We start from the raw sequence: 21,224 nt of genomic DNA, 5'->3' as shown, positions 1-21,224 counted from the left end.
GTCATCTTGAGCCACTTACCGCTCCTTCAGGTACTCTGGCGGCACGTGGTCTATTAGCCACACGCCGTTGCCGGACTGGTAAAACACACCCCCGGCTTCGTGGAGCGCCTTGGCGTCAATGGCCAAGAGCACGGGGCGGCCCCGGCGGGCGCCTACGCGGCGGGATGTTTCAACGTCGGGCGAGAGGTGCACATGGTGGCGATTCATCTTATGCAGCCCTTCGCGCTGGATAGCTGGCAGCGCGGCCGGAGCCGTACCGTGGTAAAGCACGGCGGGAGGCTTAACCGGCGCAAGCTGCAAATCGACGGTCACGCTGTGGCCCTGCTGCGCCCGGATTCGTTTGCCGCTGGCATCGAAGGCAAAGCGCTGTTTGTCGCTGCCCGTTACCAGTTGAGCTAACTGCTCCCGGCTGAGGCGGACGCCATGCGCGGCGCAGGCCGCCAGCAGCTCATCCACTCCTACCCAGCCGCCTTCCTGCAAGGTGAGGCCGATGGCTGCGGGCGCGTGGCGCAGGTGGCGGCTCAGAAACTTGCTGAGGCGAATGGTTTGCTTGGGTTCCATAATGGCACGGTTGGGTACGGATACGGGGGCCTTACGCCCGAGGCTTGAAAGCTCGCCCCTACCTTTACGGCATGATGCCCGCCCTCGAACAACACGTTTCCCTCCGCCCCTACAACACCTTCGGCCTCGACGTACAGGCCCGCTATTTTGCCCGCTTCACCTCGGCCGACGAACTGCGCCAACTCCTGCAGCTGCCCGAAGTGCAGGCGTCGGAAAAGCTCATCCTCGGCGGCGGCTCCAACCTGCTGTTTACCCAGGATTTCGACGGCGTGGTGCTGAAAAATGAAATCCGCGGGCTGGAAATCATCTCCGAAGACGGCGACACGAATACCGCGCTGGTACGGGCCGGCGCCGGCGAGAGCTGGCACGGCCTGGTTGAATACTCCCTCGACCAGGACCTGAGCGGCATCGAAAACCTCTCGCTCATTCCCGGCACGGTGGGCGCCGCCCCGCTCCAGAACATTGGAGCCTACGGCGCCGAGCTGCGCGACACCTTCGACCACCTCGAAGCCGTTGAGCTGGCTACCGGCGAGCTGCGCATTTTCACGGCCGGCGAGTGCGGCTTTGGCTACCGCGAAAGCGTGTTTAAGAACACCCTCAAAAACCAGTACGTGGTGACGGCCGTGGTGCTGCGCCTGCACCGCCAGGCCAAGCCCAATGTGCGCTACGGCGCCATCACCGAAACGCTGGCCGAGTTGGGCATCGAAGGCGAGCCCACCCCGCAGGACGTGAGCCGGGCCGTGGTGCACATCCGCCGCTCCAAGCTGCCCGACCCGGCGCAGGTCGGCAATGCGGGCTCGTTTTTCAAAAACCCTGAGATTTCCCAGGCCAAGTTCGACCACCTCAAAAGCGAGTACCCCGAGCTGCCCGGCTACCCCGTACCCGGCGGCGTGAAGGTGCCCGCCGCCTGGCTTATTGAGCGGGCCGGCTGGAAAGGGCTGCGCCGCGGCCCCGGCGAAGGCACCCACGGCGTGCACGACCGCCAGGCCCTGGTGCTGGTGCACCACGGCGGCGCCACCGGCAACGAGCTGCGCCAACTTGCCGAGGAAATTATCGCCTCCGTACGCCAGCAGTTCGGCGTGGAGCTACATCCGGAAGTTAACATTTTGTGATTTAGTAGCACTGAGGTTAAGCCCAATATTAATAGCGATAAATGGCTAATAATGTTGAATTTGTTCTGAACTTTGCAATAGCTCCCCTTTGGTCGGTCTACCTATTTTGCAATTTATGACTCTGAACAACTTGCTCCTCTTAGCCGCCTTGGTTTCTGGCTCTTCCGTTGCGGCCAGTGCCACGCCACCCGCCGCGCCGGTCCTCACCCTGAAAGCCGCCCGGGCCCTGGGCGCAGGCAGCACCGTCACGGTGCGCGCCGTGGTTTTGAACGGGGCCGAGATGGGCAATATTCGCTACGTGCAGGACGGCGAGGCCGGCCTGGCCCTCTACGCCCAGCCCACCAAGCTGCCCGGCTACGGCGAGCTCCGGGCCGGCGACAGCATTCAGGTAACCGGCCAGCTCAAGGTGTACAACGGCTTGCTGGAAATGGACCCCGTGGCCTCGTTCCACAAAATTGCGGGCGGCTTGCGGCTGCACGCCATACCGGTGCCCATGGCGCAGGTGAGCACGGCATTCATCGAGGCCAACGAAAGCCGCCTGCTCGACATTAAAGGCGTTTCCCGCCTGGCCACGCCCACCGGCCCCCCCGCTACTGCCTTCAGTGGCAATGCCAACTACCTGCTCGATGGTCAGGCTGGGGCCCTCATGCGGGTAGGTGCCGCCAGCACCGGCCCCGACGGCCTGGTAAACGCCACGCCGCCCACCGCCGGCAGCTTTGACATCCGGGGTATCTTGAGCCAGTTTGCGCCGGGCGGCACCGGGGGCTACCAGCTGCTGCCCCGCCTGGCGTCCGATTTGGTACTTGGCGGGGGACTGCCGCGCCTCACCGAGGAGCCCGTGCCCGTCGACGTTAACCCCACCGGCTTCACCATTGTGTATTCCACGCTGAACCCCGGCGACACCCGGGTGCGCTACGGCCTCACGGCCAAAGAGCTGAAAGAAAGCCGGGTAGATGCCGCCCTCACCACCCGCCACAGCCTCACGCTCACCGACCTGCTGCCGGGTACCACTTACTACGTGGAAGTAAGCTCGCGCAATGCCGCCGGCACCGAAACCGCGGCCCCCGTGCCGTTTATCACGGGCAGCGGCAAGCGGGCCCGCGTGGGCGCTAAAAATTAGCCTAACCCGCGGCCCCGGCTATGCCGGCCAAGCTCGGCTGTGTTGCTGTAATTCAGCATCTTTGTAGTTCGGCTCAATCCTTTAGTTCGGCTCAATCCTTCGCTTTTTCCACTCCCACTTTTTGCCTTCATGAAGAAATTTACTCTGCTGGCCTTGCTGGCGTGCGCTACTTCGTGGCACGCCGTCAAAGCCCAAACCCCCATTACCATTGCGGCGGCGCGGGCCCAGGCCCCTGCCACCAATACCACCGCCGGGCCCACCGTAACCGTGACCGGCATCGTGACCAACGGCAACGAGCTGGGCTCCACCGTGAGCACCATCCGCTACATTCAGGACGGCACCGCGGGCATTGGCGTGTACACCTCCACCAGCGGCACCACCGGCGCCCTGATTGGCAGCCTCGTGCCCGGCGACAGCATCCTGGTAACGGGGGGCTTGAAAATGTTCCGCGGCTTGCTGGAAATTGACCCGATTAGCTCCGTGACGGTGCTGGCGGGCAACCGCAAAGTGCCGGCACCGGTGGTGTTCACCGCCGCCAACTTTTCGGCGGCCTACGCCGAGAAGTACGAAGGCCAGCTGGTGCGCCTGAACGGGTTGACGTCGGTAAATACCACCGGAGGCGCCCTGGTTACGGCCTTCACCGCCAACACCACCTACCGCCTGAACAACAACTCCACGCTGGTAACCTACGTCAACGCCAACTCTACCGGCCCCAACGGCCTGGTGGGCAAGCCCAGCCCCACGGGCACGTTCGACGCGGTAGGCGTGCTGAGTCAGTACGCTTCTACTTCTGCCGGCACTACCGACGGCTACCAGCTGCTCAACCGCACCTACGCCGACTTTATCCAGGGCAACACGCCCAACCTGACCAGCAACCCCGTGCCGTCCAACATCACCACCACGGGCTTCACTGTTAGCTTCAACACCCAGAACAGCGGCGACACCCAGGTGCTGTATTCCACTTCGCCCACGCTCTCGCCGGCTACTACCGTCACAGCCGCCGGCCAGCAGGGCACTCAGCATTCGGTGGCCATCAGCGGCCTGCTGCCCGCCACGGTGTACTACGTGCAAGCCGTTTCGGTGAATGCCACCGGCCGCTCCGAGTCGCGCGTGACGCCCATGATTACGGCGTCGCTCTCGTCGGGCCGCATGAAAACCTACTTCACCAACACGGTGGACAACACCTTGGCGCTGCCCAACAACAACGCCGTGTACCTGCCCAGCGGCCACGTGGCCGACACCCTGGCCGCCTACATCGACCGGGCCCAGCAGACGCTCGACATCACCATCTACAACTGGAACAGCCCCGTGATTCTGACGGCCGTAAACGCCGCCTACGCCCGCGGCGTGCAGGTGCGGGTCATCTACGAAGACGACAACTCCAACTTCAGCATCGCCCAGCTCACGCCCGCCATTCCGCGCATTTTCCGCCCGGCCCAGGCCGGCAGCACCGGCAGCGCCATCATGCACAACAAGTTTGTGGTGATAGACGCCAACAGCACCAACGTCAACCGCCCCATGGTCTGGACGGGCTCTACCAACTGGACCCCGGCCCAGCTCAGCACCGACCGCAACAACGTGGTAACCATTCAGGACCAGAGCCTGGCCCGGGTGTACACCATGGAGTTTGAGGAAATGTGGGGCAGCAGCACCACTACGCCCGGCACGGCCCTGTTTGGCTCGCGCAAAACCGACAACACGCCCCACTACCTCGTCATTGGCGGCAAGAAGGTAGAGTCGTGGTTCTCGCCGACCGACAACGTGAATGCCCGCCTCATCGAGACTATTCGCACCGCCGACTACGACCTGCACGTGCTGTCGATGCTCGTTACCCGCACCGACATTGGCCGTGCCATCGCCGACCAGGTAACGCTGCGCAACATTGCCCAGTGCTCCGACGGTCTCACCAATGACACCAGCGGCGTGGCCGGCTTCGTGTTCCGCACCATCCGGGGCGGCGGCCTGGGCAACCGGTACCTCTATGACCACCTCACCGGCATCATGCACCACAAAACCCTGATTGTGGACGCCGGCGCTTCGCAGTCGGACCCCACGGTGTTCGTGGGGTCGCACAACTGGACGGCCTCGGCCGACACGGAGAACGACGAAAACACGCTCGTCATCCACGACGCCCGCATCACCAACCAGTACTACCAGGAGTACGCCGCCCGCATTGCCAACCAGAACCAGGGCATCACGGCGTGCCGCCTTGTGCTGGCCACCCGCGCCGGCACCGTGCAGGCCAGCACCATGCAGGCCTACCCCAACCCCACGCGCGGCAGCTTTAATCTGCACCTGGCCAGCACCACAGCCCGCACCGCCAGCATTGTGCTGCGCGATGTGACCGGCCGCGTGGTGCTCGAGCGCACCCAGTCCTACACCGGCGCCGACCTGACCATCGACGCCACGTCGCTGAAGTCGGGCTTATACATGGTGCAGGTGATGACGCCTGAGTCGGTGCAAACCAGCCGCGTGGTAGTGGAGTAATTTCCCGCAATTGTTGCTTTCGAAAAAGGCGGCTCCTGAATCAGGAGCCGCCTTTTTTGCTTTATAGTGCACTAAGAATCTCAAGCTAGACTGTTTCAAATAAGTTAATATCAGTCTTCATTTTCGCACTGTGGTTCATTACATTTTTCGAGAAAATATGTTTGAATTTCTCTATTGTTTTAGCTGGTATCTTTTTAAACAATGACGGTGACATAGCCCAGAATTCTAGTCTTAATACCACAAAATCGCTTAGTTCTTTTTTCAGCTTTTTATTCTTCAAATACGAGAGCTTGTTTGTTACTCGTTTTGTCCAACCGCAAGGAAAATCTGTATGATAACCCGATATAAAGTATGAATCCTTCTTGTATGGGAAAAGATTGATAAATGATGTAGTAAAAGGAAAAGACAAACTGTCTTTCCATGCTTCATAAGGTAGATTGTGAGGATTTGAGTCCTCAAGTTCATTTACGTTTAAAGGGACAGAAATGCAAAGCTCAATTTTAGGCAGTTTAACAGTGGTGAAGTTAAAACTGCTTAAATCGCCAGAATCAATGGCTTTCTCCATCTCCTTTTTAAAGAAGTTTAGATTCTTTACCCCACTCTTGTAACCATCAATTAGGGATGCAAATTGAAGCTGCGAAACTGGGTCTAATTTCAAACTTACTTCACTAATCCATTCGATTGATACTTCCTTTCGCCTTATCTCTTGACATAAGCCGCGATATGAGAATAGACACTGATGTAAAGGTTTATAAAAGTCTAAAAGGTTATCATTTTCAATTTGTGCAAAGATTAAACTATCATGTTTATTACAAAACCCATTAAATGTGTAAGACTCATTTACACCTACACTTCTAAAGGAAAACATTCCTTTTTCTTCTAACTCAATAATGCTTGTCGCTCGCATTTCAACAAGGTGATTGTCCTCTGACATTTGTCTTAGAATTCCGTTTTTTTGCAGAACGTGCGATTTAATTGCTCTATCATGACAGCCTGAATACATACATGTCCTTTTCTTGCTAATTGCTGCCATTCTTATGGACTGCAAATCACTTTTTGTCTTAGTATCCATGATGAGAAAAGGTACTTAGTTACTTCAGCACCGCTATGGTCACGCCATCCCCGCCCCTATCGGCGTGCTCGTCGCCCACGCTGGCCACGGCGCGCTGTGAGCGCAGATAGTCGCGCACCACTTGCCGGAGCACACCGTTGCCGCGGCCGTGCAGGAACTTGATTTCGGGCATGCCCAGCATCACGGCGTCGTCCACGAAGCTCATGGTTTTGGTGAGGGCGTCTTCGGCGCGCTCGCCGCGCAGGTCCAGCGTGGGGCTGAATCCGGCCATGCGGTCAGTAATGTTCACGCCGTTGCCGCCGGAGCTGCCGCCGCTGAGCTTCGATTTCTTGGCTTTGGCCGCCTGCTCCCGCTCGCGGATTTCGGCGCGGCCCAACTTCTCAAGCTGGCTGATTTTCACCAGCGTTTTCAGCCCACCGAAGAGGACTTCGGCGGTTTTGCCTTTCACGCTGACCAGCTCGCCGTGCCCTTCCTGGCCGAACAGGGCCACTTTGTCGCCGGGCTGGAGGTCGCCGGCTTCGGCGCGCTCGCGGGTGGCTTTGGGCTTGGGTGGCTCAATTTGCAGTTCGGTGCGCACGAAGGTATCCAGCTTCTCGCGGGCCTTTTTGTTGATTTCCTTATCGGCCTGCCCGCGCCGGATTTCGCCAATGGTGGCCTCAATCTGCTGGTTGGTATTCTGCAGCAGGGCTTTGGCCTGTTGCTTGGCGTTGCGCAGGGTTTCGAGGCGCGTGTCTTCGAGGTGCTGCTTGAGGTCGGTGTATTCCTGGGCGGCGCGTTTGAGGCGCTTTTCTGCCTTGGTGGCTTCGGCGGTGCGGGCTTCGAGTTCGGTTTTCTCCTTTTCGAGGCCTTCGAGCAGGCGGTCGTAGCGGATTTTGTCTTTGCCCACCAGCTGCGATGCGCGCTCCACCACGCTCTTGGGCAGCCCAATTTTCCGGGCAATTTCGATGGCAAACGAGGAGCCCGGCTTGCCCACCTCCAGGCGGTAGAGCGGCTGCAGCTTCTCGGGGTCGTAGCGCATGGCGCCGTTCACGAGGTGCGGGGTGCGCTCGGCGAAGTTCTTCAGGTTGGTGTAGTGCGTGGTGATGACGCCGTAAACGCGGGCCTGGTTGAGCTGGTCGAGCACGGCTTCGGCAATGGCGCCGCCCAGGCTGGGCTCGGTGCCGGTACCAAATTCGTCAATCAGCACCAGGCTTTTCTTGCCGGCCAGCAGCAGAAACTGCTTCATGGCCAGCAAGTGCGACGAGTAGGTACTCAGGTCGTTTTCCAGGCTCTGCTCATCGCCAATGTCCAGGAAAATATCCTCAAACACGCCGGCTTCGGAGTTGTCGGCGCACGGGATGAGCAGGCCCATCTGCAGCATGAACTGCACCAGCCCCACCGTTTTCAACGCCACAGATTTACCACCGGCGTTCGGGCCCGAGATAATCAGGATGCGCTGCTCGTGGTTCAGCTCCAGGTCGAGCGGCACCACTTCGCGGGGGTCGCCATTTTCGCGCTTGTGCTGGGCAAAGGCCAGCTGCAGCAGCGGGTGGCGTACGCCGTGCCACTTCAGCAGCGGCTTGTTGTGCATCACCGGCAGGCGGCAGTCAAGGGCGACGGCCAGCCGGGCTTTGGCCCGAATGAAGTCGAGCAAGCCCAGGTACGAATAGGCGCGGCGCAAATCGGGCAGGTGTGGGCGCAGCTGGTCGGTGAGCGCCGTGAGAATGCGAATCAGCTCGCGGTGGTAGGCGTTGTCGAGGTCCTTGATGTCGTTGTTGAGCTCAAAAACGGCTTCCGGCTCAATAAACACCGTCTGGCCCGAGGCGGACTCGTCGTGAATCAGGCCCTTCACCCGGCGCTTGTGTTCGGCTATCACGGGCAGCACCAAGCGGCCGCCGCGGATTGTAGGCTCGGCATCGCCCGGAATCCAGCCCTCGGCCTTGGCGTGGCGCAGGATGCCGGCAATCTGCCGGCGCAGCTGGCCCTGGCGCGCAATCAGCTCCTGCCGAATCTGGCGCAGCAGCGGCGAGGCGTCGTCGCGCACCTGGCCTTCGTCGTCCACCACTTTGTCCATGGCGGCCAGCAAGTTGCGGTCTACCTGCACGCCTATGCCCAGCAGGCGCAGCGTGGGGTACAAGCCGGCATCGGCCTGGGTGAAAAACGTGAGCGCCTGGCGGATGGTCCGCAAACTCATTTTCACCTCAAAGAAGGCCGCTACGTCGAGGTAGGCGCCGGGCAGAGCCGCGCGCTTGAGGTGGGCCTGGGGGTCGTAGTAGTGCGAGGCGGGGAAATCGGCGCCGGAGCGCAGCAGGTAGGCAAACTCATCAGCCTGTTGCAGCAGTTTCAGCAGGGGCTCGTGCTTGGTTTGGAACTCCATGCGGGCCACGTACTGCCGGCCCAAGGCGGAAAGGCAATTGGCTTCGAGCTGCTCGCGCAGCGTGGTGAAGCCTATTTTTTGTTCGAAGTTTTGGGGTAGCAGCAAGAAAGTAGTCTTTCGATATTCAGGATAGGATGCGAAGGTAAACACCCGGCGGGGTGGGAAAGATTCGCCGTTTCGGAGAAGTTCGCGTGTTGGAAGAAGAATGTCGCGCTTTGCATAACAATCCAAGGGGTGCGCTTCGGAGGGGATATGCGTCAGGAGATGGGTTGCCGCTGAAGTACAGCAAATAAGCCACTCCCACAAAGCCAAGACAAATCCGTTACAGCCGTTGCAATTCCCTGCGGCGGTTCCACCACACCAGCGCATATAGGGTAAATAGCAGGCCACCTACTATCAAACCACCCCACTGGCCTTCAGAGACAAAGGGCTGTCTCACCAACCACCAGCACCGCCAAGCCAGCAGGAAAGCGGCGCCTAGCAGCAAAGCTATAGCGCGACGCTGGTCAAGTAAGCCGAGGTTACGAATTGGTGGCTGGTTCGGGTGTTCCCGCTGAAATTGGGCCACGGCCAACTCAAGATGATGCTGCAACTGCCCCATGGGGCCAAATCCCTTCGGGTGAAGTTTGTAGTTGAAATGCAGGTGCAACGGACGTCCTGCCCGGGGCCGGAGCGTCACTCCCGAGCTGCTGTCGATGCTATACGAAGCAAGGTCCACAAAATTGAAGCGCTGCTCACAACCCACAACACCGGGCCGCACTGTCAGTCCGGCATCGTCGACAATGACCACAGCTGATTCTCGGCTGAACCGATTGGCAAGCCATTCGGGCAAAATGAAAAGCCCGATTAGAAAAAGGACCCCGCCCCCGGCCCCCAACACGAGATTTCGATTGACCAATAGGGCCACGCCAATCATCGAGATAAAAATCACAACCACCATGCCCAAAGCGAGCAATGTCGCCTTCCAACGGTTGGTCAGAGTGAGGGTAATTTGCCGTTCCATCGCGCTTGGCGTTTTATACTCGGCTACTTATCCACCCCCGCCCCAAACAGCGCAAAATCGTACTTCACCGGGTCCGTGGGGTCCAGTAATCGCAGATTAGCTGTGAGCTCCTCAGCGGCTTGCCAGTCCACCAGCTTGCGGGTGAGCAAACCCAGCGGGCGGGCTTGGCGCTCCACGTGCAGGTCGATGGGCATGATGAGGTCGGCCATGGAGAGCCGGGTCCAGAGGCCGAAGTCGACGCCGTGGCTGTCGCGGCGCACCAGCCAGCGCAGGTACATGTTCACGCGCTTGCAGGCCGAGCCGCGGGCCGGTGTGGCCACGTGCTTGCGGGTGCGGCCGGGCGCATCGGGCAGACTAAAAAACAGCGTGTGAAAGCCTTCCAGCCGCTCCCGCTGCGTGGCGCCTTGCAGGAACGCCGTTTCCAGCGTGTCGTTGGCCCCGTACCACCAGCGCAGCCAGTGCACGAAGTACAGCAGGTCGGTATCGCAGAAGGTGCGGTGGCAGAAGCCCAGCAGGCGCTTCAGGTCCTCGTCCTGGTGCTGGGTGATGAACTGATACGGTGCGTCGTCCATGCGGCGCAGCAGCTCGTTGCACTTGTTGATGATGGTGGGCCGCTGCCCCCAGGCCAACAGCGCGGCAAACAGCGCACTGATTTCCACGTCCTGCCGCTGCGTAAAGCGGTGCGGAATCTGGATGGGGTCGTTGGCGATAAACTCCGGGCGGTTGTACCGCTCGTATTGCGCATCGAGCTGCTCGCGAAGTTGGGCTATTTTCAAGGCTGGTGGCAGATGCTTGTAAAGTAAAGGCTGGTTAAAAAACAGTCATGCTGAGCGAAGACGAAGCATCTCGTATGCCATTTGTCATGCAGAGCGGAGCGAAGCATCCTCTCACCGCCGAACGAATCGTTATAGCGTGATAAGATTCTTCCTTCGTCAGCATGACAAGCGGCGCGGTAGAGATGCTTCGCCTTCGCTCAGCATGACGTGCTTGGGCCCTTGTTAATTCCGCTGGTCAGCTTACTGCGGGATGTAGTTGGTTTCTACTCGGAAGCGCGAGTCGGCCGTGCCCAGCTTTTGCATGGCCCGGGGCGAGAGGCGCACCAGAATGTTGTTGTTCTCGCCGGTGTCGGGCAGCTTGCCAATCACGCGCACGTACACCGAGAGGCCGTTCATGCTGTTTTTCACTTGCATAATGGTGCCCACCGGAGCCGTCTTGTGCAGAGCCAGATACTTGTCTGTCACGCTTTTGTCGATGGGCGCGCCCAGGCCATTTTCTACCACGCGGGCCAGTACTTCGCTGGCGCGATTGGGGGTGCGCTCTTCTTTCTGGGTTTCCTCTTTCTCCTTTTCGGCCGGGGCCGCAGGCGTCACGGTCGCAACCTGGGCTGGCTTGTCCGGCGCCGGAGCAGGGGTTTTCGTAACCGGCGTCGCGGGAATAGCCTCCAGCTCGGCGGGGCGCACCGGAGCCGGCTTGGGAGCCGAGGCTGGGGCGGCGGTGGCTGCCGTGCTAGCCTCCGGGGCCGTGAGCACCAATTGCTGGCCTACGCGCACCTTGCCACTGGCGGGCAGTTTGTTCAGCTTAATCAGGTCGTCGGGCGAGAGCTGGAAGCGCCGGGCAATGCCGAACAGCGTTTCGCCCTTGGCCACGGTGTAGCGGTCCGGTACCGGGCCACCGGCCGGAGCGGCCGACGCCGGTGCTGCAGCCGGGGCTTTGCCGGTGGCCGGCGCAGCGGCTTTGCCAGCCGCCGGGCGGGGCACGTATACTATCTGGCCGATGCCCAGGCCATTTTTAATCTGCGGGTTGGCGGCGGTGAGCTGGTCGAGCGACACGTGGTAGCGGCGCGAGAGGGCCGACAGCGTTTCCCCGGCCGTGATGCGGTGCTTCACAAAGCGCTGGCCCCCGCGAAACTCCACGCCAATGGAGTCGGTAGGCGCGCTTTTCGAGTGGCCGGCTTTTGCAGGACCCGGCCCGCCCAGCGCCAATAACGTTAACAGTGAAAGTACTATAGTCATAAAATCAACCTTGCGAAATCCATACCACCCCTGCCCATAGAACCTATTGACCGGCCAGTAAAGACAAAATAACGCAAAAACTACCGGTCAATTGGCGCCAGCTTATTTTAAATTGAAGCTCAAGCCTAGGTTGGGCTCAAACCGCCGCCACGAAACTGGCGTTGCGGAAGCTCATCCAGACATCCAGCTCAACTTTGCCTGCCTCCTTAAAAAAGCTGAAACGGCAGGCTGCTGGAAATTGAGCTGAAAGCCCCGGCACTTGTCCCGCAGCACCAAGCGCCACAAAGCTCTCCAGGTCCGTTCTTTGAGCCAGCTTTTTGCGCGCCTCTCCCTTACCCCTCCTTCCTTTCGCATGGTTCTTGGCCTCATTCCCGCCCGTTTTGCTTCTACTCGCCTGCCCGGCAAGCCCCTCGTTGACCTGGGCGGCCTCAGCATGATTCAGCGGGTGGTGGCACAGGCCAAGCAAGCCAATCTGGCCCGCGTGGTAGTAGCCACCGACGATGCGCGCATCCTCGAGCACGTGCGCAGCTTTGGGGGCGAGGCCGTGCTCACGCACCCCGACCATCCCAGCGGCACCGACCGGCTGTGGGAGGCCTTCCAGCAATTGGGCAGCCCGCCCGAGGTGCACTGCATTGTCAACATCCAAGGCGATGAGCCATTTGTTCACCCTGCCCAAATCAACGCCTTGGCCGACTTATTCGCCGACGAGGCCACCGCGCCAGACATTGCCACGCTGGTTAAGCCCGTGGTTTCGGAAGAGGAGCTGTTCAGCCCGCACCTGCCCAAAGTGGTGCTCAACCAGCGCGGGCACGCCCTGTATTTCAGCCGCCACCCCCTGCCCTACCAGCGCCAGCGCGGCACAGCCGAGTGGCTGGCCCACCACCGCTACCTGCGCCACCTGGGCCTGTATGCCTACAAGCCAAGTGTGCTGGAGCAGCTCACCCAGCTGCCCGTATCGCCCCTCGAAGCTGCCGAAAGCCTCGAGCAGCTGCGCTGGCTGGAGGCCGGCTTCCAAATTGCCTGCGCAAAAACAGAGCTCGATGCGTTCGGAATAGATACACCCGAGGACGTGGAAAAAGCCCGCGCCCGCTTGGCCGCACTTTAGCCCTCGACGCGGCTCACCACTTCTTTTTCGGGAGTAGCCTCGTGGCGTTCCTCGCGCATTTCCCGCGACAGGAAGTAGTTGAGCGCCGTCCGGATTACGGCGATGGCGCCGAGCTTCCCAATCTGCTCCCAGCTTGGCGCAATGGCCGTGGAGAGAATATCGGCGCCCAGCTGAAACTCCAGCGCCAGGGCCAGGTACCGCGCCAGCGCTAATCGAATGGCCGTAAAATCTGCCGTTTGGCGCTTGGCCAGGGCCTTCACCAGCAGCCAGCCCGCGCTTAGAATGCCCAGCGCAATGATGGTGGCGCCTACGGTTTCCACGCCCAGCTTCAGCCACAGCACGGCACTGATAACGGCGCTTTCGGCCTGGCCGTGCAGCGACGTTATATCATGCGGGGCTTCGGGGAGGTTGGGAAATTGGAGCATAGCAGCGGGCTAGGGAAAAGCAGTGGAGCTGAAAAGAGGGGGGCAAGTACGAGGCGGGCCAAAGTTGAGCCAACGGCCCTTAGCCGCCGGCCTTTTTGGCCTTGTACCCCTCTTTCAGCAGCACCTCCAGCACCTTGTCGCGGAAGTCGCCCTGCACCAGGATTTCGCCGTCCTTGGCATTGCCGCCCACGCCGCACTTGGTTTTGAGCAGCTTGCCTAGGGCTTGCAAATCGGCATCGGTGCCCACAAAGCCCGTGACCAGCGTCACCTGCTTGCCGCCGCGCTGCTTTTTATCGAGCTGCACGCGCAGCTGTTGCTGCTGGGGCGGCAGCGTAGTGGCAGCGGCTGCCTCATCGGTTTGATAAGTAAAATCGGGGTTGGTGGAGTACACCACGCCCTGCCTTTGGTTTTTATCAGCTTTCATAACAGCAAAACTTTAGCACATCTGGTATCTGGCTTCCTTACACGGCCACGGCCAATGCCATGGGCAGCAGTTCAATTACAAACTCGGTATCGTGCCCCAGGTAGTCGCCATCGACGTGGAAGCCAATGGGCGACTGGGCCGTGACCCGGCCGCGCGCCACTCGAAAGTAGTCGGCGGCGTTGGATTGGGGCAGGTTGCCGAGGGCCATGCCCAGGCTCACCTTCATGGCCCGAATCACGGGCAGGGCATCAATCAGGCACACGTCGAGCAGGCCGTCGCGCAGGTCGGCCAGGGGCGCGATGTAGGCGTTGTTGCCGTACTGCGAGGCATTGGCGAAGGCCAGCACGTAGCAATTGGTTTCCTCCACCTGCCCGTCCAGCTCAACCCGCACCGGCACCGGCAGGTAGCGGCGGTACTCGCGCAGCGTTACGCGCAGGTAGGTGCTCAGGCCGCGCGAGCCGGCCAGGGCAAAGTGCTGGCTCACGTGCGCATCAAACCCCAGCCCGGCCGTGCAAAAAAACGGGTGGCCGTTCATCAGCCCCACATCCATGCGGCTGAAATCGGGCGTGGCCAGCCGCCGCAAGGCCGCCGGCAAGCCCAGCGGCACCTTCAGGTGGCGGGCCAGGCCATTGCCGGAGCCCTGCGGCACAATGCCCAGGGCCGCATCTGTGCCCAGCAGCCCCCGCCCTACTTCGTTGATGGTGCCATCGCCGCCCACGGCGGCTACTACCTCGAAGCCTTCGGCCGCGGCGTCACGGGCTAGCTCCACGGCGTGGCCGGCCGCTTGGGTAAGGCGAATTTCATAGCTGCCTTCCAGCGCGCCAAAATGCTGCGCTATCAGCGCCGGCATGTCGTAGCGGCGGCTGGGCCCGGCAATGGGGTTCAGAATAAAACAGGTCTTGGGCATGGGCAACGCCCAGCGCGTGCTTGGCGAATGATGAAAAAAGATGTAGGCCAGGCTGGATACGACCTGGCGGCATGAAAAAACGCCGCCCGCCCCGCCACGAATGGCAAAGCGAGCGGCGTTTTTTACGAGTGCAGCAATTAACCGTTCATCTGCTCGCCGAGCTTCTGAATCAAATCAGCCGTGCGGGTCGAGTAGCCGAATTCGTTGTCGTACCAGCCGATAACCTTGGCCAGCGTGCCGTTGGCCGAAGTCAGCTCCGAATCGAAGATGCAGCTGTGGGGGTTGCCCACGATGTCGATGCTTACCAGCGGGTCGGTAGCGTACTCAATGATGCCTTTCATGGGGCCTTCAGCAGCCGCTTTCAGGGCCGCGTTGATTTCCTCTTTCGTCACTTCCTTTTTCAGGATAACGGTCAGGTCGGTCATCGAGCCATCCGGAACGGGCACGCGCATGGCGAGGCCGTCGAGCTTGCCTTTCAGCTTGGGCAACACCAGGCCCACGGCTTTGGCGGCGCCGGTGCTGGTGGGGATGATGCTGTAAGCAGCAGCGCGGGCGCGGCGCAGGTCCTTGTGAGGTGCGTCCTGCAGGTTTTGGTCCGAAGTGTAGGCGTGCACCGTGGTGATGTAGCCTTTCTCAATGCCGAAGGCGTCGTCCAGCACCTTGGCCATTGGGGCCAGGCAGTTGGTGGTGCAGCTGGCGTTGCTCAGGATGGTTTCGTTGCCGGTGAGGATGTCCTCGTTCACGCCCAATACTACCGTGGGGATGTTGCCGGTAGCAGGGGCCGAAATCACGACCTTCTTGGCACCAGCCGTGATGTGCTGGCCCGCGCCGGCTTCGTCTACGAAGCGGCCCGTAGACTCCAGTACCACGTCAACGCCCATTTTGCCCCAGGGAAGCAGCTTGGGGTCGCGCTCGGCCAGGGCCGCAATGCGCTGGCCGTTTACGGTCAGGCTTTCCTCGTCGTAGCTCACGGTGCCATCGAAGCGGCCGTGTACAGAGTCGTATTTCAGCAGGTGAGCCAGCGTCTTGTTGTCGGTCAAGTCGTTGATGGCGACAATTTCTACGTTGTCGCGGCCAAGCAGCGACTTGAAGGTGAGACGGCCGATGCGGCCGAAGCCGTTGATGGCGACTTTGATTTTTGCCATTGGAAAACTGGAAAAATAGGTGTCTGGCTGCCACGCTGGCAGCCGGTTAAAACGCGGGGCGAAGATAGCAGGACCAACGCGGGTTCGCTAACATCGGGAAATAGCAGTGCCATGTTTGCTCCGCTCCCACCCCATCCCCGCTCCACAACGGCTACATTTTGCCAACGCCAGCCCAATCGCGGCAGCTCAGAAAACGGATTGAAATATTTTTGAGCCTGAAAAACAACGCACTTTACTCGGCTCAGCACTTTTTTTTACCTCCTGACTTGCACGGAAAGGAGCGCGCCGTATCTTTGCACCACCAAAACAAACACGGTCCGTTCGTCTAGGGGTTAGGACAGTAGATTTTCATTCTACCAACAGGGGTTCGATTCCCCTACGGACTACAAGAAAGCCACCTCCAAAGGGTGGCTTTCTCTTTGTGTATCAACCAGTTACATTGGCATCACCTATTGTTGTGTTACAGGAATAGAACGCTTGTATCACAATGATTTTTTCGGGTCTCACTGATAAATACAAAAGCAGTTGCGCCATATTGGTATTTGAAAATGGCTTTGAAAGGCGTAACGGGGTTCGTATTTCTTGAATCAGCCCATTACCTAATGGAGTTTAGATGTCAGAATATTTGCTACTGACCCCGGGCCCTACAACCTTGGCTTAGCACTTTCAGCCAGTCACTCATGAACCAATCAGGCGGACTTGTGTCAGACTGCCCTCCCACGCGGCTGGAGGCAAAAGGAACGCTATTATAGCAGCCCAGCCATACTCATTGTCGAGTCATAGAAGCCGACTGTAGCTTGAGGGCAGCGCTTGGGCTGAGCACTTCCAGCATAGTGGAAAAGGCACCACGTCCTATGTTAGCCGTGCTTGCTCCTCAATTTCGCGTCGCCGCTGCTGGAAGCGGAGCAGCCCAATGAGCATGACCACGATGGCAGCAGCCACAGCCCCGTAGCCCAGCAGGCCAGAGCGCACAGGGTGCAGTTGAATAAGGACCAACCCGAAGCCGAGCATGGCCAGGCTGGTGCGCACGTACGTGAGAAAGGTGCGCTCGTTGGCCAGGCGCGTGCGCTGCAAGGCTAGGCGGTCGGTAAGGGAGAGCAGGTCGGGCATGAGTTAAAATTGGAAGAACCCTTCTGCATACGACAGGCAGAGGTCGATGAGCACCAAAAACTGCTGGCAGCGAGTATCAGCCAACTTTGGTTCGGCTTCCGGCACGCTGCGTAGGCAGTTACGACTTTGAGGTAGCTGGCGGTATAGAGCGTGGTGGCCAAGGCCCGTGCACTCCGGGGTACGGCCCGAATTTGCTTCGGGCCGTACAATACCTCCCCGCAACAATCGCAGCATAGCTATGTGGAAGTCTGTAGTCCAGCAGTTCCAGCCCGCTTATTTCGCCATGGTCATGGCCACGGGCATCATCTCACTGGCGGCGCACGGGCTCCACATGCATTGGTTGGCGGAAGGGTTCTTCTACCTGAATCTGGTGCTGTACCCGCTGTTTCTGTTGCTGCTGCTGGGGCGGGTGCTGCTTTCCTTTCCGGAATTTAAAATTGAGCTGGCCTCCCACGAGAAAGGGGCCAACTTCCTGGCCCTGGTGGCCGCTACCTGCCTGGTGGGCAACCAGTTTGTACTGCTGCGCAGCAACCAGGCGGTTGGACTGGCGCTGTGGGTTTTCGGGGCCGTATGCTGGGTGGTGCTGCTGTATGCGTTCCTGCTGAGCGTCACGTTGCGGCCCGACAAGCCCTCGCTCGAGACCGGGCTGAACGGGAGCTGGCTGCTGCTGGTGGTTTCCACGGAGTCATTGGCCGTGTTGGGCGCGGGCCTGGTGCCGGGCCTGCCCTTACCGGTTGAGGTGGGCGTGTTCATTGTCCTTAGCTTGTTTCTGCTGGGCAGCCTGTTTTACCTAGTGCTGGGCACGATGCTGTTTTACCGCCTCACCTTCGTGCGGGTAGAGCCCGACGAAGTAGACGCGCCCTACTGGATAAGCGTGGGCGGCAGTGCCATCACGGTGCTGGCCGGCGCCACGCTGCTCACCACCATGCAGCAAACGCACGTGCTGGCCGATGCCGCCGGGTTCATCAAAGGGTGGAGCGTGCTGTTTTGGGTGGTGAGCACGTGGTGGATGCCCTTTGTGATGGTGCTGCGCGCCTGGCATCACCTGCGGGCGCGGCCCGCCTTCGCCTACCGCCCGGCGTACTGGAGCATGGTCTTTCCGCTGGGCATGTACACGGCGGCCACGTCGCGCCTGGCCGGTCTGCTGCCCCTGCCCGCGCTAAGCAGCATCCCGGCCGGCTTCATTTACGTGGCGCTGCTGGCTTGGCTGCTCACCTGTGGGGGCATGCTCTACCACCTGGCCACGGCGGCGAAAAAGCAGCCGGTTTAGCGCCTCAGAGGCCGTCCCCTACCCCACTATCAGGGTTTGGGGGGCGGCTTGCTTGATGCGGCCCAGGAGCCAGTCGGTCTGGCGCTTGGTGCGGGCGTTGCAGTATTCGTAGGCGGCTTTCAGTTCCTCGTCGCGCAGGGCCAGGGCGGCCTGCTTTATCACTATCCAGCAGAGCTGCACTTCCTGGGTTAGCAGCCACAGGTCGTGCAGGTCGCGCACCAGGGCCAGGCTGCCGCTGCGCTTTTCCGCAAACAAGTCGCGCTTCAGGGTCTTGGGCTCGCTGTCTTTTTCCTCCGAATACTTCTTGACGAAGCCCATGACCCGGCCCCGGTGCTCGCGCGACCACGCCGAGAGCTTCTGGCACATCTGCTCGATGTCGGGCTCGTCTTTGTGTTTCCTGGAAACCTTTTCGAACGCGTCGGTGAGCTGCTTTTCGCTGCTTTCGAGCAGGCCGAGGTAATTGCTGAGGTGCATGGCGGAAGGGAATGAAGCGCGGAGGTCCGGGCTAGGCGTGGACTTTGCGAATGCGAACAGCGGCGTACTTGAAATGCGGCTGCTTGCTGATGGGGTCCCACTCGTTGAGGGTGAGCTCGTTGGCCGCACGCGGGCGGCCATCTTTGGGCTCGTCCCAGTAGCCGTAGTGGAAGGGCATGAACACCAGGCCCGGCTCGATGCCGCCCACGCGGGCCGGCTCGGTGGCGTGGCCGCGCCGCGAGCTTACTTCCACGAGGTCGCCGGTGGCGATGCCGTAGCGGGCCGCGTCTTCTTCCGACAGCTGCACGAAGCCCTCGGGGGCTGCATGGTTGAGGGCGTGGGCACGGCCGGTTTTGGTGCGGGTGTGGAAGTGGTACACCAGCCGCCCCGTGGTAAACCACAGCGGGTAGGCCTCGTCGGGCGCTTCGTGGGGCGGCTCGTAGTCGGCGGCCAGCAGCACGGCGCGGCCGGCGGGGTCGTTGGCCTGGTACTCTTCGGGCTGCTTTTCGGCGCCGGTTTCCAGGTCGTAGCCGTAGGTTTCGCAGTAGTCGAAATGGGTGTTGAAGACGTGGTCGGTGTAGAGGTGGGCGGCGCCGTCGGGGTGCTGCTCGTTGCAGGGCCACTGGATGCCCGAGCCGCCGGTGAGCTTGGCGTAGCTCATGCCCGAGTAGTCGCAGGGGCGGCCCTTGCTGCACACCTTCCAGGCCTCAAACGCCTCTTCCGGCGTGCGCCACTTGATGAGCGGCTGCCCGTCTTTGTCGCGGAAGTCCATGCGGTCGGCGTAGTCCAGCAGGATATCGAAATCGGAACGGGCCTGCCCGGGCGGCTCAATGGCTTTATAGGACAGGTGCACCGTGCGGTCGGTATTGGTGAAGGTGCCGGTTTTTTCGCCCCAGATGGCGGCGGGCAGCACCACGTCGGCCAGCTGGGCGGTTTCGGTCAGAAAGGCGTCTTCTACTATCACCAGCAGGTCTTTCTTCTGCAGAATCTTGCGGATGCGGCCCAAGTCCGGCAGGCTCACGGCCGGGTTGGTGGCCTGAATCCAGAGCAGCTTGATGGAGCCGGTTTCGCAGTAGCGCCAGATTTGCATGGCGTGGGTGGGCGGCGCCCAGTGCGGAATTTTGTCCACGTCGACGTTCCAGATGCGGACCAGGTCGGCGATGTGGGCAGGGTTATCCCAGTTGCGGAAGCCGGGCAGGTCGCCGTCGGCGCCGCACTCGCGGGTGTTTTGCGAAGTGGGCTGCCCGTTCATCTGCAAAATGGCGTTGCCGGGCGAGCCAATCAGGCCCCGAATCAGGTTGATGTTGTTTACCTGCATGGCCGCCGCCGTGGCCTGCATCGACTGGTACACGCCCTGCAGCGCCGTAGACACCAGCGTTTGGCAGGTGCCCAGGATGTGGGCGGCGGCGCGCAGCTTGGCGGCCGGCACGCCGCTCAGGGCTTCCACGCGCTCGGGCGTCCACTTGCCCACGGTGCGCACCAGCTCCTCAAACCCCACGGTGTGGTCGTTCACAAAGTCCTGGTTAACCTGGCCGTTCTCGATGATAAGGTGGAGCAGTCCGTTGAGCACGGCCACGTTGGTGCCCACGCGCGGGGCCAGGTGCACGGTGGCGTGCTGGGCGGTGTAGGTCAGGCGCGGGTCAATCACGACGAGTTTGGGCGGGTTCACGCTGGCCAGCCGGTCGAGGATGCGGGCCCAGAGCACGGTTTGCTGCGAGGCCATGTTGTGGCCCACCAGCAGCACGGCCTCGGTGGAGTCGAGGTCGGCGTAGGAGCCGGCCTGGCCGTCGGTACCGAAGGAGAGCTTGAGCGCGGCGCCGGCCGTGGCCGTGCACAGGCGGGTGTTGCCGTCCATGTGGGGCGTGCCCAGGCCGGCTTTGCCCAGCACGCCCAGCGTGTAGTATTCCTCAATAAAGAGCTGCCCCGAAGTATAGAAGCCGATGGCGCTGCTGTGGCCTTCGGCCAGCAGCTCCTTGGACTTGCTTACAATCAGGCTCATGGCCTCGTCCCAGGTGGCGGGCTCGAGCTTGCCGTTGCGCCGGATGAGCGGCGTGGTGAGGCGGTCGGGGCTGTGGTTGGCTTCCCAGGCGTGGAGGCCCTTGGGCCCCAGGCGGCCGTGGTTGACGCGGTCGACGGCCCGGCCCCGCACACCCACAATGCGGCCGTCGCGCACGCCGATGTCCAGGCCGCAGCAGTTGGAGCAGAGCACGCACGCCGACTGCACCCAGTGGTGGGGCTCCTCGGTGGTGCGCTCGTCCACGCGTTGGGGCCAGTAGCCTTCGTGGGGCGTGCGGGGTCCCCAAATGTCCTGGATGCTGTCGCGCGTTTCGTTCATGGTAGCAGGGGGCAAAAGTGAAAGGCGGCCGCGGGTGGCCCGGTACAAGCAAAGCCCGTCCGGGCCGAGAAACAGGTGTTTCCAGCCCGGCGAAACTGCTGGTACTACGGAAGCACGCAGAAAAAAGTAGATAGATTTTAATCTAATTTTAATGTCGGCATTTTAGCTCAATCCCGAACGCTGGCCTATGGTTGAGCTTACGCGTCACACTACTGAGCCTATCTAATGCGCGTCTGTGCGGACCGGGTTGGGCCGAATAAAGTTGAGCTGAAATCAGCCCAGGAAACAGTGGCCGGGCTCCTACTA

Annotated in this window: 18 protein-coding genes and 1 tRNA gene; 6 read left to right on the top strand and 13 right to left on the bottom strand. The window is 60.9% G+C overall.

Features of this window, described 5'->3' with window-relative positions; all coding sequences use genetic code 11:
• Positions 1 to 15: 15 nt before the first annotated feature.
• Positions 16 to 561 (bottom strand): RNA 2'-phosphotransferase, encoded by a 546-nt coding sequence (locus tag LJ738_RS03375; RefSeq protein WP_227784906.1) that lies wholly within the window; start codon positions 559 to 561, stop codon positions 16 to 18.
• Between the two features lie 74 nt (positions 562 to 635).
• On the opposite strand from LJ738_RS03375, the gene murB reads away from it, so the two are divergent.
• The 3 genes from murB to LJ738_RS03360 all read left to right on the top strand — a co-directional run bounded on the left by murB (position 636) and on the right by LJ738_RS03360 (position 5,280).
• Positions 636 to 1,673, top strand: coding sequence for a UDP-N-acetylmuramate dehydrogenase (gene murB / locus LJ738_RS03370; RefSeq protein ID WP_227784950.1), 1,038 nt, complete (start codon positions 636 to 638; stop codon positions 1,671 to 1,673).
• 115 nt (positions 1,674 to 1,788) lie between these two features.
• Positions 1,789 to 2,793 carry a fibronectin type III domain-containing protein gene (locus LJ738_RS03365; protein ID WP_227784905.1) on the top strand — a complete coding sequence of 335 codons (1,005 nt, stop codon included), beginning with the start codon at positions 1,789 to 1,791 and terminating at the stop codon, positions 2,791 to 2,793.
• 129 nt (positions 2,794 to 2,922) lie between these two features.
• Positions 2,923 to 5,280 (top strand): phospholipase D-like domain-containing protein, encoded by a 2,358-nt coding sequence (locus LJ738_RS03360; protein WP_227784904.1) that lies wholly within the window; start codon positions 2,923 to 2,925, stop codon positions 5,278 to 5,280.
• Positions 5,281 to 5,365: 85 nt separating this feature from the next.
• On the opposite strand, the gene LJ738_RS03355 is transcribed toward LJ738_RS03360, so the two are convergent.
• From LJ738_RS03355 to LJ738_RS03335, 5 genes are all read right to left on the bottom strand, one after another.
• Complete coding sequence (locus tag LJ738_RS03355; protein WP_227784903.1) at positions 5,366 to 6,352, bottom strand: hypothetical protein; 987 nt, start codon at positions 6,350 to 6,352, stop codon at positions 5,366 to 5,368.
• A gap of 19 nt (positions 6,353 to 6,371) precedes the next feature.
• Positions 6,372 to 8,813: an endonuclease MutS2 gene (locus LJ738_RS03350; protein WP_227784902.1), complete on the bottom strand. Its 2,442-nt coding sequence runs from the start codon at positions 8,811 to 8,813 to the stop codon at positions 6,372 to 6,374.
• Between the two features lie 217 nt (positions 8,814 to 9,030).
• Positions 9,031 to 9,711, bottom strand: coding sequence for a hypothetical protein (locus tag LJ738_RS03345; protein WP_227784901.1), 681 nt, complete (start codon positions 9,709 to 9,711; stop codon positions 9,031 to 9,033).
• A gap of 23 nt (positions 9,712 to 9,734) precedes the next feature.
• A complete protein-coding gene (locus LJ738_RS03340) occupies positions 9,735 to 10,487 on the bottom strand; it encodes a TIGR02757 family protein (protein ID WP_227784900.1) in 753 nt (250 codons plus the stop codon).
• Between the two features lie 240 nt (positions 10,488 to 10,727).
• On the bottom strand, positions 10,728 to 11,723 hold the full coding sequence (locus LJ738_RS03335; protein ID WP_227784899.1) for a DPBB and LysM peptidoglycan-binding domain-containing protein: 996 nt from the start codon (positions 11,721 to 11,723) through the stop codon (positions 10,728 to 10,730).
• 352 nt (positions 11,724 to 12,075) lie between these two features.
• Here LJ738_RS03335 and kdsB point away from each other — a divergent pair, with 352 nt between their 5' ends.
• The gene (kdsB, locus tag LJ738_RS03330; protein WP_227784898.1) at positions 12,076 to 12,828 is read left to right on the top strand and encodes a 3-deoxy-manno-octulosonate cytidylyltransferase; all 753 of its coding nucleotides are present in this window, start codon (positions 12,076 to 12,078) and stop codon (positions 12,826 to 12,828) included.
• Here the strand turns inward: kdsB and LJ738_RS03325 are convergent.
• The 4 genes from LJ738_RS03325 to gap all read right to left on the bottom strand — a co-directional run bounded on the left by LJ738_RS03325 (position 12,825) and on the right by gap (position 15,729).
• Complete coding sequence (locus LJ738_RS03325; protein WP_227784897.1) at positions 12,825 to 13,253, bottom strand: DUF1622 domain-containing protein; 429 nt, start codon at positions 13,251 to 13,253, stop codon at positions 12,825 to 12,827. The two genes, kdsB and LJ738_RS03325, sit on opposite strands and share 4 nt — an antisense overlap.
• Before the next feature lie 79 nt (positions 13,254 to 13,332).
• Positions 13,333 to 13,677 (bottom strand): translation initiation factor, encoded by a 345-nt coding sequence (locus LJ738_RS03320; protein ID WP_227784896.1) that lies wholly within the window; start codon positions 13,675 to 13,677, stop codon positions 13,333 to 13,335.
• 37 nt (positions 13,678 to 13,714) lie between these two features.
• Entirely contained in the window at positions 13,715 to 14,584 is an 870-nt protein-coding gene (locus tag LJ738_RS03315) for a diacylglycerol/lipid kinase family protein (RefSeq protein WP_227784895.1), read from the bottom strand.
• Between the two features lie 137 nt (positions 14,585 to 14,721).
• Entirely contained in the window at positions 14,722 to 15,729 is a 1,008-nt protein-coding gene (gap, locus tag LJ738_RS03310; RefSeq protein WP_227784894.1) for a type I glyceraldehyde-3-phosphate dehydrogenase, read from the bottom strand.
• 314 nt (positions 15,730 to 16,043) lie between these two features.
• Between gap and LJ738_RS03305 the strand changes: the two genes are divergently transcribed.
• Positions 16,044 to 16,115 (top strand) — tRNA-Glu (locus tag LJ738_RS03305).
• A gap of 466 nt (positions 16,116 to 16,581) precedes the next feature.
• On the opposite strand, the gene LJ738_RS03300 is transcribed toward LJ738_RS03305, so the two are convergent.
• Positions 16,582 to 16,839, bottom strand: coding sequence for a YidH family protein (locus tag LJ738_RS03300; RefSeq protein ID WP_227784893.1), 258 nt, complete (start codon positions 16,837 to 16,839; stop codon positions 16,582 to 16,584).
• Positions 16,840 to 17,077: 238 nt separating this feature from the next.
• Here LJ738_RS03300 and LJ738_RS03295 point away from each other — a divergent pair, with 238 nt between their 5' ends.
• Positions 17,078 to 18,109: a tellurite resistance/C4-dicarboxylate transporter family protein gene (locus LJ738_RS03295; RefSeq protein WP_227784892.1), complete on the top strand. Its 1,032-nt coding sequence runs from the start codon at positions 17,078 to 17,080 to the stop codon at positions 18,107 to 18,109.
• A gap of 18 nt (positions 18,110 to 18,127) precedes the next feature.
• On the opposite strand, the gene LJ738_RS03290 is transcribed toward LJ738_RS03295, so the two are convergent.
• Together LJ738_RS03290 and LJ738_RS03285 are read right to left on the bottom strand one after the other, a co-directional pair.
• Positions 18,128 to 18,583, bottom strand: coding sequence for a molybdopterin oxidoreductase (locus LJ738_RS03290; RefSeq protein ID WP_227784891.1), 456 nt, complete (start codon positions 18,581 to 18,583; stop codon positions 18,128 to 18,130).
• A 31-nt stretch (positions 18,584 to 18,614) separates the two neighbouring features.
• The gene (locus LJ738_RS03285; RefSeq protein WP_227784890.1) at positions 18,615 to 20,933 is read right to left on the bottom strand and encodes a molybdopterin oxidoreductase family protein; all 2,319 of its coding nucleotides are present in this window, start codon (positions 20,931 to 20,933) and stop codon (positions 18,615 to 18,617) included.
• Positions 20,934 to 21,224 lie beyond the last annotated feature (291 nt).

The organism is Hymenobacter plasmatis (genome assembly GCF_020711255.1).
Taxonomy (GTDB): domain Bacteria; phylum Bacteroidota; class Bacteroidia; order Cytophagales; family Hymenobacteraceae; genus Hymenobacter.
This window is presented reverse-complemented; position numbering and strand designations above follow the sequence as displayed.